The organism is Paraburkholderia sp. RL18-101-BIB-B (genome assembly GCF_046026985.1).
GTDB lineage: Bacteria > Pseudomonadota > Gammaproteobacteria > Burkholderiales > Burkholderiaceae > Paraburkholderia.
Genome location: NZ_JARESV010000021.1, coordinates 107,184 through 121,486, shown reverse-complemented (window position 1 = coordinate 121,486; position 14,303 = coordinate 107,184). Strand labels below are relative to the sequence as shown.

11 protein-coding genes and 1 tRNA gene are annotated in these 14,303 nt (G+C 64.0%); 3 read left to right on the top strand and 9 right to left on the bottom strand.

The window, feature by feature from the left end; translation table 11 throughout:
* Window positions 1-55: 55 nt before the first annotated feature.
* Window positions 56-391, bottom strand: a complete 336-nt coding sequence (locus P0D73_RS26740; protein ID WP_408316296.1) for a YkgJ family cysteine cluster protein — start codon at window positions 389-391, stop codon at window positions 56-58.
* A gap of 224 nt (window positions 392-615) precedes the next feature.
* Between P0D73_RS26740 and hemN the strand changes: the two genes are divergently transcribed.
* On the top strand, window positions 616-2,001 hold the full coding sequence (hemN, locus tag P0D73_RS26735) for an oxygen-independent coproporphyrinogen III oxidase (protein ID WP_408433461.1): 1,386 nt from the start codon (window positions 616-618) through the stop codon (window positions 1,999-2,001).
* Window positions 2,002-2,107: 106 nt separating this feature from the next.
* Window positions 2,108-2,192, top strand: a tRNA-Leu gene (locus P0D73_RS26730).
* Window positions 2,193-2,343: 151 nt separating this feature from the next.
* Here P0D73_RS26730 and P0D73_RS26725 read toward each other — a convergent pair.
* Window positions 2,344-3,729: an amino acid permease gene (locus P0D73_RS26725; protein WP_408316421.1), complete on the bottom strand. Its 1,386-nt coding sequence runs from the start codon at window positions 3,727-3,729 to the stop codon at window positions 2,344-2,346.
* A 215-nt stretch (window positions 3,730-3,944) separates the two neighbouring features.
* Between P0D73_RS26725 and P0D73_RS26720 the strand changes: the two genes are divergently transcribed.
* The gene (locus P0D73_RS26720; RefSeq protein ID WP_408433459.1) at window positions 3,945-4,901 is read left to right on the top strand and encodes an alpha/beta fold hydrolase; all 957 of its coding nucleotides are present in this window, start codon (window positions 3,945-3,947) and stop codon (window positions 4,899-4,901) included.
* Window positions 4,902-4,970: 69 nt separating this feature from the next.
* On the opposite strand, the gene poxB is transcribed toward P0D73_RS26720, so the two are convergent.
* From poxB to P0D73_RS26685, 7 genes are all read right to left on the bottom strand, one after another.
* Window positions 4,971-6,695, bottom strand: a complete 1,725-nt coding sequence (gene poxB, locus P0D73_RS26715; RefSeq protein WP_132373415.1) for a ubiquinone-dependent pyruvate dehydrogenase — start codon at window positions 6,693-6,695, stop codon at window positions 4,971-4,973.
* A 138-nt stretch (window positions 6,696-6,833) separates the two neighbouring features.
* On the bottom strand, window positions 6,834-7,667 hold the full coding sequence (locus tag P0D73_RS26710) for a M55 family metallopeptidase (protein ID WP_408179775.1): 834 nt from the start codon (window positions 7,665-7,667) through the stop codon (window positions 6,834-6,836).
* Window positions 7,667-8,749 (bottom strand): DmpA family aminopeptidase, encoded by a 1,083-nt coding sequence (locus P0D73_RS26705; RefSeq protein ID WP_408179776.1) that lies wholly within the window; start codon window positions 8,747-8,749, stop codon window positions 7,667-7,669. The genes P0D73_RS26710 and P0D73_RS26705 overlap by 1 nt, the downstream gene beginning before the upstream one ends.
* A complete protein-coding gene (gene gsiD, locus P0D73_RS26700; RefSeq protein ID WP_408179777.1) occupies window positions 8,746-9,651 on the bottom strand; it encodes a glutathione ABC transporter permease GsiD in 906 nt (301 codons plus the stop codon). Before gsiD ends, P0D73_RS26705 begins: the two co-directional genes overlap by 4 nt.
* A 7-nt stretch (window positions 9,652-9,658) precedes the next feature.
* The gene (gsiC, locus tag P0D73_RS26695) at window positions 9,659-10,579 is read right to left on the bottom strand and encodes a glutathione ABC transporter permease GsiC (protein WP_132373411.1); all 921 of its coding nucleotides are present in this window, start codon (window positions 10,577-10,579) and stop codon (window positions 9,659-9,661) included.
* Between the two features lie 122 nt (window positions 10,580-10,701).
* The gene (gsiB, locus tag P0D73_RS26690) at window positions 10,702-12,264 is read right to left on the bottom strand and encodes a glutathione ABC transporter substrate-binding protein GsiB (protein ID WP_408433456.1); all 1,563 of its coding nucleotides are present in this window, start codon (window positions 12,262-12,264) and stop codon (window positions 10,702-10,704) included.
* 71 nt (window positions 12,265-12,335) lie between these two features.
* Entirely contained in the window at window positions 12,336-14,258 is a 1,923-nt protein-coding gene (locus P0D73_RS26685; RefSeq protein ID WP_408433453.1) for a dipeptide ABC transporter ATP-binding protein, read from the bottom strand.
* Window positions 14,259-14,303: the final 45 nt, after the last annotated feature.

Genomic DNA, 14,303 nt, shown 5'->3' with positions numbered 1-14,303 from the left:
TTGTTTTCGGCTTGTGGTTTGCAGTTTGCGGCTTGCAGCGATTCGCTTGCGCGCGTTAGCAGCGAGCCACCGTTTGCGCGTGCGGTTGAGTTTGCGTTTCAAGCTGCATGAGCCACGCGAGGGCCTCGCCGCGGTTCGTGCCGCACATTTCCATCTGCGGTTGCAGACCGGAACAGCACGCCGGTCGCTCCGGCTGGCCGAAGATCGCGCAGCGCAGATCGTCGCCGAGTTGCGCGCAGCGCACGCCCGCCGGCTTGCCGTTCGGCATGCCCGGAATCGGACTCGAAATCGACGGCGCAATACAGCACGCGCCGCAATCGGGGCGGCACGCGTGACCGGCCACGTGGAACGGAGACTCGCGCTTCACGGCGCTGTTCGACACATCACTCACGACATTTTTCCTGAACCCGAAGACGGGCAACGCACTATCAGACCCGCATTGTGCCATCGCATTCCGTGCGACCTTTTTACGCAATCGGGCGAATGCCCGCTCACGTAAACTCGTAGGATCCGAAAGGCCATGCTCAAGAGGCGTCCGCGCGGTTCGATCCGATCGCGCGAACCGCGGCGGTCCGCTTCTTCCTCGATGGCCGCCCGCCAGCCGTCGAGTCCTTCATGTCCATCGCCAGCATGCTGTTCCGCCCTGACCTGCTCGCCAAATACAGTGCGAACGGCCCACGGTATACGTCCTATCCGACCGCCCTGCAGTTCCGCGACAACTTCGATCCCGCCGACTATTTGCGCGCCGCCGCCGACCCGGGCGCGTCGGCCACGGATCTCTCGCTGTACTTCCACATTCCGTTTTGCGACACCGTGTGCTTCTACTGCGGTTGCAATAAGGTCGCCACGAAAAACCGCGCCCATGCGCGTCCGTACCTCGAGCGGCTGAAACGCGAAATAGCTCTGCAGGCGGCATGTTTCGACACGCGGCGTCCGGTGTCGCAATTGCACTGGGGCGGCGGCACGCCGACTTTTCTGTCGCACGACGAAACAGCCGAGTTGATGGCCGCCACGCGAGAGCACTTCACGCTGCTGCCCGATGCTGACGCCGAATATTCGATCGAAGTCGATCCGCGCGAAGCATCGCCTGAGACCATCGCGCATCTGCGGAAGCTGGGTTTCAATCGGCTGAGCCTTGGCGTGCAGGACTTCGATCCGGTCGTGCAGCAGGCAATCAACCGCATTCAACCGCTCGAGATGACCGCCTCGGTGATGCAGGCCGCGCGCGACACCGGCTTTCACTCGATCGGCGTCGATCTGATTTACGGACTGCCGCATCAAACGGTCGAGAACTTCAGCCGTACGCTCGACACGATGCTCGCGCTCGCGCCCGATCGTCTCTCGGTGTTTGCCTATGCGCACATGCCGCAGCTCTTCAAGATGCAACGTCAGATGGACACTGCCACGCTGCCTTCGCCCCAAGTGCGACTCGCGATCCTGCAGCGCGTGGTCGAACGTCTGACGGGCGCGGGTTATGTGTACATCGGCATGGATCACTTCGCGCTGCCCACGGACGAACTCGCGCGCGCGCAAGCGCAACGAACCTTGCACCGTAATTTCCAGGGCTATAGCACGCGGGCTGAATGCGATCTGATCGGCTTCGGCGCATCGTCGATCGGCAAAGTCGGCGACGTGTACGCGCAGAACATCAAGGATCTGCCGGGCTACGCCGCGGCGATCGATGCTGGCAAGCTCGCCATCGCACGCGGCGTGCGCCTTTCCGCCGACGACCGTCTGCGCCGCGACGTGATCACGCAACTCATGTGCAACCTGGAATTGCGCTTCGACGAATTCGAAGCGGCTTATGGCATCCACTTCGCCGAGACGTTCGAGCCGGAGCTGGAGCGTTTGCACGGCTTCGAGCAGGACGGCCTGGTGTCGCTCGCAGCGGACAAGCTTGAAGTGCGGATGGCCGGACGCATGCTGGTGCGCAACATCGCGATGGTGTTCGATCGGTATCTCGGCCAGCAGACACTCGAACGATTTTCCCGCACGGTTTGAAGGCCTTGAGGCGGACGAAAGCAACTGGCTTGCCCGTCGTCGAATTTTCGGCCATAATCTGCGTCTTCGCCGCGCGCCAGCTTCTGACGCGTGCGCTGCAAGACCTGCCCAGGTGGTGAAATTGGTAGACGCAGGGGACTCAAAATCCCCCGCCGCAAGGCGTGCCGGTTCGATTCCGGCCCTGGGCACCAACGAATTCGAAAGACCGCTGTTTCCGTATTTCCTCGAACCCCGCCAGCGCATGCTGCTCGCGGGGTTTGTCGTTTCTGGGCCGCCTGAAAACCTCAACGGACTCAAACGGCGTGAGTGCGAACATCGCCCCTCACGCCATTCGAGACATCTTTACTGCCCCACCACCCGCGCGCCACCGTGCACAGCCGCGCGCCGGCGCTTGAACACATACCCGCCCCACATCACCACGAGCCACGCCGGCACCAACCACACCGACACCGACAGACCCGGCGTCATCGCCAGAATCACTAGGATCAGCGCCATGAACGCGAGGCAGATCCAGTTGCTGACCGGGAACCAGAACGACTTGAACACGAGCGTCTCGCCGGCCGCGACCATCGCCTTGCGCGACTTCAGATGCGTCAGGCTGATCAGCGCCCAGTTCAGCACCAGCGCCGCCACCACCAGCGCCATCAGCAAGCCGAGCGCTTCGGCCGGAATCAGGTAGTTGACGATCACGCACGTAAACGTGGCGAGCGCCGACAACCCGATCGCCATATACGGCACGCCGCGCCGGTCGACCTTCATCAGCGCGCGCGGCGCATTGCCCTGCTCCGCGAGGCCGTACAGCATGCGGCTATTCGCATACACGCCGCTGTTGTACACCGACAGCGCCGCGGTCAACACCACCACGTTAAGGACGTTCGCGGTCAGCGTCGAACCGATCTGCGAGAAGATCATCACGAACGGACTACCGCCGGCCGCCACTTCATTCCACGGGTACAACGACAGCAGCACCGCCAGCGAGCAGATGTAGAAAATCAGAATCCGGTAGATCACCTGATTCACGGCCTTCGGAATGCTCTTCTGCGGCTCGTCGGCTTCCGCCGCCGTAATGCCGATCAGCTCCAGCCCGCCGAACGAAAACATGATGACCGCGAGCATCATGAAGAGGCCATGAAACCCATGCGGGAAAAAGCCGCCGTGGGACCAGAGGTTGGAGATCGAGGCCTGCGGGCCGCCGTGGCCGCTGATCAACAGATAGCCGCCGAACACGATCATGCCGATCACCGCCACGACCTTGATGATCGCGAACCAGAACTCGGTTTCGCCGTAGGCTTTGACGTTGGCGAGATTGATCGCGTTGATCAAGGCGAAACACACCAGCGCCGACACCCACGTCGGCACGCCGGGCCACCAGTAATGCACATAGGTGCCGACGGCGGTCAGCTCGGCCATGCTCACGAGCACATACAGCACCCAGTAGTTCCAGCCGGACAGAAAGCCGGGAAAGTCGCCCCAATATTTGTACGCGAAGTGGCTGAACGAACCGGCCACCGGCTCCTGCGCCACCATTTCGCCCAACTGCCGCATGATCATGAAGGCGATGATGCCGCCGATCGCGTAGCCGAGAATCATCGACGGCCCGGCTGCCTGCAACACGCTGGCGGAGCCGAGAAACAAGCCGGTGCCGATCGCGCCGCCCAGCGCGATCAGTTGGATATGGCGATTCTTGAGCCCGCGCTTCAGGCCGTCTTGCTGCTGTGCACTATTCAACATTGCGCCCCAGTGTATGGATATCGATCACCTGATCGGACTTATGGTCCGGCCCGGCAGAACCTGAAATTTTACCGTGGCCGATAAAGCCTAAATACTGGGAGCAACCCGCGCTTGGTTCTGCGCCGCACTTAACGGCGCGGATAGTGATTGTCACTGGCGCAGGGCTTCTGTATGTTGCCCTAGTCGAGCTTTTCAGCCTTCGGAGATTCAACATGTCGCCCAAACGTTTGCTTTGCGCCGCTGCTTTGTGTCTCTGCTTCACGGGCGCCGCCGCGCTCGCTCAAACCACCGCGCCCGCCGCGGCACCGGCGCCTGCGCCCACCATGGCGCCGAGCATGGCGCCCGCTGCCGAGCCGGCCGACGAGCCGGGCATGGAGGCGAGCGCGCCCGAAGCGCCGGCTCCGGCACCCGTGGCGCCCGCCGCACCGCCCGCCAAGGCCGCCGCCGCGGCGCCCCCCACCGCGCCCATGACCGGGCCAGTGCGCAACGTCGTGCTGGTGCACGGCGCGTTCGTCGACGGCTCGAGCTGGAACGGCGTGGTCGCCAAATTGCAGCAGAAGGGCTATCACGTGAGCTCGGTGCAGAATCCGCTCACCTCCCTCGCCGACGATGTCGCCGCGACCCGCCGCGTCCTCGCGCGTCAGAACGGGCCGACCATACTGGTGGGACACTCGTGGGGCGGCGTCGTGATCACCGAGGCGGGCGCGAACGCGCCGAACGTCGCCGGTCTCGTCTATATCGCGGCGATCGCACCGGACCTGCACGAGTCGACCATGGATCTGATGAAGCGCGCCCCGGCGGCCGCGGGCGCCAGCATCATGACGGATTCGAGCGGCTTCCTCTGGCTCGACCGCACGAAATACCACGCGGACTTCGCCGCGGACGTCCCTGAGAATCTGACGCGCGTACTGGCCACCGCCCAGGTACCGATCGCCGCGACAGCATTTAATGAAACGGTCAGCCAGGTCGCGTGGAAGGAAAAGCCGTCGTGGTACGTGCTCACGACGCGCGACCGGGCGGTGTCGCCGGACGTGGAAAAATTCATGGCCGACCGGATGGGCGCCAAGATCGTGCCGATGGCGTCGAGCCACCTGGCACCCGTGTCGCACGCGGGCGCGATTGCCGACGTGATCGATCGCGCGGCGCGCGAATTGAGCCGGCAGCAGTAGTCCCGTTCAGGCGTATGCGCGTATCCCATCGCGCATACGCCTGTCGAAACAAACCAACCCCAACGCGTTTCAGCGCAGATTCGTGGTCGCCAGTTCGACGACCTCGTCACCGCGGCCGTTCAGCACGGCCCGCAGCATATACAGGCTGAAGCCCTTGGCCTGCGCCCACTGGATTTTCGGCGGCATTGCGAGTTCGTGCTTCGCGGTCACCACGTCGATCACCGCCGGGCCCGGATGCGCGAACGCTTCGCGCAATGCCGGCTCGATGTTCTCGGACAGCTCGATTCGGACACCATAGATTCCCGCGCCGCGCGCGATCGCCGAGAAGTCGGTCGTGGCCAGATCGGTGCCGGCCTCGAGATAGCCGCCCGCCTTCATCTCCATCGCGACGAAGCCGAGCGTGCTGTTGTTGAACACCACGACCTTGATCGGCAGATTGAGCTGACGCGCGGTGAGCAGATCGCCGAGCAGCATCGACAGGCCGCCGTCGCCCGATAGCGAAATCACCTGGCGGCCCGGCTCGGCTGCCTGCGCGCCCAAGGCCTGCGGCATCGCGTTGGCCATCGAGCCGTGATTGAACGAGCCGTGCAGCGTGCGCTTGCCGTTCATGGTCAGATAACGCGCGGCCCAGAGCGTCGGCGTGCCGACGTCGACGGAGAACACCGCGTCTTCGTTGGCGACCTTGTCGACGATGCTGGTGAGGTATTGCGGATGAATGGCGCGCCCCGGATCGGACGGCCGCGCGAGGTCGTCGAGGTCCTTGCGCGCGCTCGCATAGTGCTTGCGCGCATTCTCGAGGAAGCGCCGGTCGGTCTTGCGCTTGAGCTTCGGCATCAGCGCCTGCAAGGTCGCCTTCACATCGCCAACCAGACCGAGCTTCAACGGCGCGCGCTTGCCCAGCGCGGAGCCGCGCCGGTCGATTTGCACCACGTTGCCATGCGACGGATAGAAGTTGCGATACGGGAAATCGGTGCCGAGCATCACGAGCGTGTCGCACGACATCATCGCGTGGTAGCCGGAGCTGAAGCCGATCAGCCCGGTCATGCCGACGTCGAACGGGTTGTCCCACTCCACGTATTGCTTGCCGCGCAACGCATGCACGGTCGGCGCGCCGAGCTGATCGGCGAAGGCGACCACTTCATCGTGCGCGCCGGCGCAGCCGCTGCCGCACAGCAGCGTCACGCCGCCCGCCTGGTTGAGCAGATCGGCGAGCCGGTCGAGATCCGCCTCGGACGGCACCACCGTCGAGCGTTCCAACGTGCCGGCCCACGCCGGCGTTTCCTCCGGCGCTTCGCCCAGCGCGACATCGCCCGGCAGCACGATCACGGCAACGCCGCGTTCTTCGATCGCGGTGCGCATGGCGCGCGCCAGCACGCGCGGAAACTGCGACGGGTTCGTCACCAGTTCGACGTAGTGACTGCACTCCTTGAACAGCTCTTGCGGATGGGTTTCCTGAAAGTAGCCGAGCCCGATCTCCGACGACGGAATGTGCGCCGCAATCGCGAGCACAGGCTGATGATTGCGATGGCAGTCGTACAGGCCGTTGATCAGGTGCAGATTGCCGGGACCGCAACTGCCCGCGCAGACGGCGAGCTTGCCGGTCGCGGCGGCATCGGCGCCGGCGGCGAAGGCGGCCACTTCTTCGTGGCGCGTGTGCATCCAGCGAATCGAACCGAGGCGCTGCAAGCTATCCGACAGGCCGTTCAGGCTGTCGCCCGTCACGCCCCAGATTCGCTCGATGTCTGCCGCCGCCAGTGTTTTGGCCAGATAATCCGCGATAGTCTGCTTACCCATGCTGTACTCCGCTCAGTGAGAAAGACGCTGCCTCCGGAATGCAGGAGAGTAACGCTTCCTCACGAAACGTGCCGTCACGGTGCCGCTGTAAGCGTGGTGAAATGGCCGCGCCTGGGAGGACAGCCAGTTGTCGCGCGATCAGCGCAGCATGAACGACATCGCCGACAGGCAATTCAGCATGCGCACCACATGTTCCGCCGACGCCGCGCTAAAGCGCAGCGTGACCGCATCGACGCGCGTGAGCGTCGGCCATTGGCAGAACAGATCGGCGAGCGCGCTGGTTTGCACGCGCAGTTCGCATTCCACTGGCTTCGCTTCGGCGCGTGTGGATTCTCGTGCGTGTCCTTTGGCGAGATGCTGCTGGACCACTTCACGCGCGGCGGCTTCGATAGCGGCGCGCGCGCTTGCCGGCGATTGCGTGACGCCGCTCGCGTGCCCCGTCGCGCTCTTGGTGACGACAAACCGCGCGCCAGGAAAACGCGGCGCGGTTTCTTCGGCGAAGACGTCATCGCCGGATAAAAGCGCGACCTGTACGCCATATTCTTCCGCCAGCGCGCCATAGACGCCCGCCTCGCCGACCTCGACACCGTTCAGCGAAACGCGAGCGAAGGCAAAGCTGTTGATGGTGTGCGCGAGGATGCCGCGCGTTTGCGACATCGCGTGATAGCCGATCATGAAGACCAGCGCCGCGCCGTATTCGAGCCCGGCCATCATGCCAAGCGTGCGCGGCTTGCCGAGCACCACCTGGGCGCGCGCATCGAGCAGGTCGGGCAGCAGATTGCGAAAGCCGCCGTGAGAGTCATTGACCCATACGCGCGTCGCGCCGCCGGCGAATGCGCCTTCGATTGCGGCGTTGGCTTCGAGCGTCATCCAGCGGCGTGCCGCTTCGTATTCGCCGTTGCCCGCGCGCGTTTGTTCAGGATGAAACACACCGGCGATGCCTTCGATGTCGGTGGAAATGAGGACTTTCATCAGGGAGTGGGCTTGAGTAGTTGGGCGAGATCGGGGACTGAGTCACGCAGCGATAGCCGCCGGTGGCCGTCGCACCCGGTGACGGACGCAGCGCTCCACAACGCATCGAGAATCGCCTGCTCCACGCTGTCCGCGCACGCGCGAAAGAGCGGGTCCAGACGCTCGTCGGCGAGCAATGGCGGGAGCGTGATGAAGTCGGCGCCGTGCGGCACGGTATAGGCCGTCGAAAATGCGAGTGCGATATCGCCGCTGCCGTGGCCGTACACCGAGCCGGTGCGCGCAAGACCCGCGGCCGCACGCAATGAGAGACGCTTGAGCTGGCGCGCGTCGAGCGGCGCGTCGGTGGCGACGATCATGATGATCGAGCCTTGCTCCGGCTTCGTTGCCGCCGCCGCCGCCGTCGCCGCTTTGGCCGCGCGTGCGGCCAGCACACGGCCGAGCGGCGTGCCGTCGACGGTCAGCATCGGCAGGCGGCCGAAGTTCGCCAGCACGAGTGCGCCGACGGTATAGCAACGGCTCGCTATGCTCACCACACGCGACGCATTGCCGATGCCGCCCTTCAGATCGAAGCACGACATGCCCCGGCCCGCGCCGACCGATCCACTCACGACATCCGCGCTGGCCGCTGCATACGCATCGTCGAAATGCTGCGCGGTGACGGCGAGTGCCTGGATATCGTTCAGATACCCGTCATTGCATTCGAACACCAAGGGATTGACCGTCGACCACTCGCGCCCGATCTGCGGATTCGCGCGAATGGCCGCACGAATCTGCGCCTGCGCGACGGCGGCAACGCCGAATGTGTTGGTCAACGCGACCGGCGTTTCCAGCGTGCCGAGTTCCTCAACTTGCACGAGCCCAATGCTTTTGCCGAACCCGTTGATCACCGACGACGCCGCCGGCACCTTGTCGAGAAACGAATCGCCGTCGTGCGGACGAATCACGGTCACGCCGGTTTGCACGGCACCCTGATCGAGCGTGCAATGACCAACCGTCACGCCCGGCACATCGGCAATCGTGCCGAGCGGACCCGCCGGCAACGTACCGATATGCGGCGCGTTCTGAACCCAAGTCGAATTCATGGCCGGTCGAGCTTCGGATCGAGCGCATCGCGCAAACCGTCGCCGAGCAGGTTGAACGCCAGCACGGTCAGGAAAATCGCCAGGCTCGGAAACAGCGCGATATGCGGCGCGGTGACCATGTCGGCGCGCGCTTCGTTGAGCATCGCGCCCCACTCCGGCGTCGGCGGCTGCGCGCCGAGCCCGAGAAACGACAAACTTGCGGCGGTGATGATCGAAGTGCCGATACGCATCGTGAAGTACACCACCACCGAGGAAATCGTCCCCGGCAGAATGTGCCGCACGATGATCGTCCAATCCGACGCGCCGATGCTGCGCGCCGCCTCGATATACGTGAGCTGCTTGAGCATCAGGGTATTGCCGCGCACGAGCCGCGCGAACGCCGGAATGCTGAAGATCGCGACCGCGCAGATCACGTTGATCATGCCGTTGCCGAGAATTGCCACCACGCCGATGGCCAGCAGAATGCCGGGAAAGGCGAACAGCACATCGGCGACGCGCATCGTGATGCGATCCCACCAGCCTTCGTAGTAGCCGGCCAGCAGGCCGAAGAACGTGCCGATCACCGCGCCGATCGCAACGGACAGAAAGCCCGCTTCGAGCGAAATGCGCGAACCCGCCAGAATGCGGCTGAAAATATCGCGGCCCAGCGAATCCACGCCGAACCAGTGCGCGGCGGACGGCCCTGCATTCAACGCGTCGTAGTCGAAGAAATTCTCCGGATCGTACGGCACGATATGCGGCGCAATGATCGCGACCGCAATCAACAGCAGCACGAAGATGCCGGCGCCGAGCGCCACGTGCTGCTTACGGAATTTGCGCCAGAACTCGCTCCACGGCGTGCGGATCGCGCGTTCTGCTTTGGCGGCTTGCGCCGCGGTCGGCTCGGTGGCGGTCGTGCTCATGCGGGCCTCACTTGAAACGGATGGTCGGGTTGATCACGGCGTACAGCACGTCCACGACCAGATTGATGATGATGAATTCCAGCGAGAACAACAGCACTTCGGCCTGAATCACCGGATAGTCGCGCATCGATACCGCGTCCACCAGCAGGCGCCCGAGGCCCGGCCAGTTGAACACCACTTCGACCACGATCGAGCCGCCCAGCAGAAAGCCGAATTGCAGGCCCATCATCGTGATCACGGGAATCATCGCGTTGCGCAGGCAGTGTTTGACGATCACGAGACGTTCGGGCACGCCCTTGGCGCGCGCGGTGCGCACGAAATCTTCGTTCATCACTTCGACGAACGACGCGCGGGTGAAGCGTGCCATCACCGCCGCGACGGCCGCGCCAAGCGTGAGCGACGGCAGCACGTAGCTCTGCCACGAGCCATCGCCGACAATAGGCAGCCAGCCGAGCTTCACCGAAAAAATCTCCATCAGCAGCATGCCGAGCGCGAATGCGGGAAATGAAATGCCCGACACCGCGAGCGTCATGCCGAGCCGGTCGGGCCAGCGGTTGCGCCACACGGCCGAGACGATGCCGATGCCCATGCCCAGCACGACCGCCCACACCATGCTGGCGAGCGTGAGCAGCAGCGTGGGCATGAAGCGCTCGCCGATTTCCTGGCTGACCGGACGCTTGCTGCGCGTCGAGATGCCGAAGTCGCCGTGCGCGATCTTCACGAAGAAGCTGGCGAATTGCTGCGGCATCGGCTTGTTCAGGCCGAGGTCGGCACGCACCAGCGCGACGGTCGCCTCGTCCGCATCGGGACCGGCGGCGAGCCGCGCCGGATCGCCCGGCAACAGATGCACGAACAGGAACACCAGCACGGCGACGATAAAGAGCGTCGGCAGGAGGCCAAAGAGACGTTTGACGAGGAAGTTCAGCATGACATCCAATCCGGCAATGATGCGGGCAACGAAAGATCTTGTGCGGCGCGTAATGGTGCAAAGCAGCCCCGTGCGGCACGGCGTGCCAATGAAACGACACGCCGGCGCGCACGGTCAGCTCATTACTTGATCGCGATCTCGTCGAAATTGAACGAACCGTCCGGCGCCACATAGGCACCCGACAGGCGCTTGCTGCGCGCGTACACGACCTTCTCCTTGACGAGGAAGATCCACGGCGCGTCGGCCCAGATGCGCTTTTGCGCGTCGGTGTAGAGCTCGGCCTTCTTCGTGCGGTCGGTGGTTTCGAGTGCCTGCTTCAGATCGCTGTCGACGGTGTCGTTCTTGTAGTACGCCGTATTGACCATCTTCGGCGGGAACGAGACCGACGCGAGCAGCGGCGTGATCGCCCAATCCGCTTCACCCGTCGACGACGACCAGCCCGCGTAGTACATACGCACCGGCGCCGTCGCGGCGTCCTGCGCGCTTTCCACCTTGGCGACGCGCTGACCCGCCTCTAGCGCTTCGACCTGCGCCTTGATGCCCACTTGCGCGAGTTGCTGCTGCACGAACTGAATCACCTTCTGCGCGGTCGAGTAGTTATACGCGGACCACAGCGTGGTTTCAAAACCGTTCGGATAGCCCGCTTCTTTCAGCAAGGCGCGCGCCTTCGCCGGATCGTACGGCCACGGGCCCTGCTTCACCGCGTAGTCAACGCCTTGCGGCACCACGCCGTCGGCCGGCGTCGCGTAACCGGCGAACACGACCTTGGTGAGCGCGTCCTTGTTGACCGCATAGTTCAGCGCTTCACGCACCTTCGGATTGTCGAACGGCTTCTGGTTCACGTTCAGGCTGATGTAGCGCTGAATGATCGACGGCGACGCGATCAGATCGACCTTCGGGCTCGACTGCAATTGCGCGGCCTGTTCGAACGGCACCTGGAACGCGAAATCCGCTTCGCCGGTGCGCATCAACGCAGCGCGCGTGTTGTTGTCGACCACCGGCTTCCAGTCGATCGCGTCGACCTTCGGGTAGCCCTTCTTCCAGTAGCCGGCGAACTTCTTCACCGTCAGATCGCCCGCCGGATCCCACTTCACCAGTTCGAACGGGCCCGTGCCGACCGGATGGAACGCGATGTCCTTGCCGTACTTCTTCAGCGCGTCCGGCGAAATCATCACCGCCGACGGATGCGCCAGCACGTTGACGAACGCCGAGAACGGCGCCTTCAGCGTGATCCTCACCGTGTACGGATCGACCACTTCTGTCTTCTCGATGCGGTTGAACATGTTGTAGCGCTTGAGCTTGTTCGCCGGATCGGTGACGCGGTCGAAGTTCGCTTTCACCGCGGCGGCGTTGAAGTCGGTGCCGTCCTGGAACTTCACGCCGTGGCGCAGTTTGAACGTGTAGACCTTCGCATCCGGGCTGGCTTCGTAGCTATCGGCCAGCACGTTGACCAGCTTCATGTCCTTATCGAACCCGAACAGCCCTTGATAGAACGACTTGGCGACGGCTTGCGAGAGCGTGTCGTTGGCATCGTACGGATCGAGCGTCGTGAAGGTCGAGGCGACGGCCATCACGGCCGTGGTGTCGGCATGCGCCGCATTGCCCGCGAGCATCGCGAACACCACCGCGCCGCCGCTGATCAGCGCGCGCAAACGAAACGGAGAAGACGGGACCAGCAGGTTCATGAGGTTGGCTCCAGGCTGCGAAATGAAAACAGGTTGTGATGCTGCGAGAAGAAGCGTGTTGCTTTAGGTTTTTAGTACGCGCCGCCCACACGATGCTGGGCGACGAAATGATCCGGTCCGACCGCAACGAGCGGCGCCACGACGGGTTCATCGTGTAGTGCACGGATCGGGCTCGGAATCTCATCGGCGGTGAGCATGCGTTTCGCGTGACGGCGCGCCGGATCGGCGACCGGCACCGCGCCCATCAGCTTGCGTGTGTAGGGATGCTGTGGCGCTTCGAACACCGCGCGGCGCGGACCGATTTCGACGATCTGGCCGAGGTACATCACCGCGACCCGATGACTGACGCGTTCGACCACCGCCATATCGTGCGAAATGAACAGATACGCGACGCCGAGTTCACGCTGCAAATCGAGCATCAGATTGACGATCTGCGCTTGCACGGAGACGTCGAGTGCGGACACGGATTCGTCGGCGATCACGACTTTGGGGTTCAACGCCAGTGCCCGCGCAATCGCGATGCGTTGCCGTTGACCGCCGGAGAATTCGTGCGGATAGCGTCGCGCGGCTTCAGGCGGCAGGCCGACTTTTTCGAGCAGCCACGCCACGCGCGCCTGCGCTTGCGCACCCTGCGCGACGCCGTGCACGAGCAGCGGCTCCATGATCGAGAAGCCGACGGTCAAGCGCGGATTCAGCGAGGCGAACGGGTCCTGGAAAATAAACTGGATATCGCGGCGCAGCGCCTGCAACGCGGGGCCGGTCAGCGAACTGATTTCCTTGCCATTGAATTCGATCGACCCGCTTTGACTTTCGACGAGACGCAGCAGCGAGCGGCCCGTGGTCGATTTGCCGCAACCCGACTCGCCGACCAGCGCGAGCGTTTCGCCGGGCCGCAAATCGAAGCTGACTTTTTCCACCGCGTGCACGCGGCCCGTCAGGCGGCCGAACAATCCGCTCTTGACCGGAAAGCGCGTGACCAGATCGCGAACCCGCAGAATCGGCGGCGTGGTTTCTTGCACTAGCGGCTGCGTTTCTGCGGCGACGGCGGCAGCGGGACGCACGGCCTGATCGGTGCCGCTCAGGCTCGCCTGCTCGACGGTCAGGATCGGAAACTTGGCCGGCTGATCCGTGCCTTGCATCGCACCGAGACGCGGCACCGCGGCGAGCAACGCCTTCGTATAAGGATGCGACGGCGCGGCGAACAACGCGTCGGACGCGCCCTCTTCCACCTTCTCGCCGCGATACATCACGAGCACGCGATCGGCCACTTCGGCGACTACGCCCATGTCGTGCGTGATGAAGATCACGCCCATGTTCATCTCGTCCTGCAAGCCGCGAATCAATTGCAGGATCTGCGCCTGGATCGTCACGTCGAGCGCGGTGGTCGGTTCGTCGGCGATCAGCAGCGCCGGCTTGCACGACAGCGCCATCGCGATCATCACGCGCTGGCGCATGCCGCCCGACAGTTGATGCGGAAAACGCGCCGCCACGCGCCGCGCTTCCGGAATGCGCACGAGTTCGAGCAGGCGCAGCGTCTCGGCGTGCGCGGCGGAGCGGCTCTTGCCCTGATGCAAGGCGATGGCCTCGCTGATCTGATCGCCCACCGTGAAGACCGGATTGAGTGATGTCATCGGCTCCTGAAAGATCATCGCGATGTCGGCGCCGCGAATCGAACGCATCGTGCCGGACGACGCTTTCGCGAGGTCGAGCACGCTGCCGTCGCGGCGCCGGAAAGCGATGCTGCCGCCGGCAAGGCGCCCACCGCCATGCTCGATCAGCCGCATCAACGCGAGTGAAGTGACCGATTTGCCCGAACCCGATTCGCCGACGATCGCCAGCGTCTCGCCACGCTCGACTGTCAGCGAGAGATTGCGCACCGCGTTGAAGGTGGTGTCGCCGCTGCGGAATGCGACCGACAGATCGTCGACCGCGAGCACGCGTTGCGGCGGCAAGGTTTCGATAAGCGGACGGGCGGTGTGCGATGAGGTCGGCACGGTGGTTCCTTTGAATTCGAACGCGGCTAACGGGGGTTCATGCTG